Source organism: Halomonas flagellata (assembly GCF_022487945.1).
Taxonomy (GTDB): domain Bacteria; phylum Pseudomonadota; class Gammaproteobacteria; order Pseudomonadales; family Halomonadaceae; genus Halomonas; species Halomonas flagellata.
The window spans coordinates 1-663 of record NZ_JAKVPY010000101.1; the positions used below are offsets into that span (position 1 = coordinate 1).

Annotated in this window: 1 protein-coding gene; it reads right to left on the reverse strand. The window is 64.1% G+C overall.

Features of this window, described 5'->3' with window-relative positions; translation table 11 throughout:
• Window positions 1–217: 217 nt before the first annotated feature.
• Window positions 218–589, reverse strand: a complete 372-nt coding sequence (locus MKP05_RS21340) for a transposase (protein ID WP_240570141.1) — start codon at window positions 587–589, stop codon at window positions 218–220.
• Window positions 590–663: the final 74 nt, after the last annotated feature.

The window sequence follows — 663 nt, forward strand, 5'->3', positions numbered from 1 at the left end:
CCCAGGACCTCGCAGGCGGGCTCGAGACGGGCACCAGCGTTGCGCGCCTCATTGATCAGCTCGACAGCATGACGGCGATCCGGGGTGCTGATCATTCGTCCTCGTCCCCCCAGATCGCCTTCGCCTTTTTTGAAAGGGCCAGCAGCGCTGCGGTTTCAGCCAATGCCGCGTTCTTGCGCTTGAGTTCCCGTTCCAGCTCACGGTTGCGTTTGCGCTGCTACTTGAGCGCGTCAGCCTCCCTCCGGCGCTCGTCATGCGAGAGGCTGGCGGCCTGCTCGCAATCATGGCGCCACCGCTGGAGCTGTTCGGGATACAGGCCACGGCGTCGGCAATACTCGGCGACTTCCTCGGCATTCATGGCCGCGGTCTCGACCACGGCAGCGAACTTGTCCCGAGAGGACCAACCTTCGGTCCCTTGGTCAGAGGCATCGGGCAGGCAACGCCCTTCGGCACGGGCCTCCTTGCGCCACTTGTAGATGGTGGCGACCGAGATACCTTCCTGATCCGCCACCTCCTGGGCGGTCAGGTTGTGGGGTGGCAGCAGCTTGGCCACCACGGCTTGTCGGCGTTCCTCGGAGTAGCGAGGCATGAGCGGCTCCTATCGCCCCCTGGATGTTAAGAACAGGGTATCAGAGGGCACGACACTCATCCTGACACTGGGGG

What these genes read in the sequence shown, in the direction of transcription:
- MKP05_RS21340 (WP_240570141.1), bottom strand. Translation starts at nt 589, where the DNA reads ATGCCTCGCTACTCCGAGGAACGCCGACAAGCCGTGGTGGCCAAGCTG.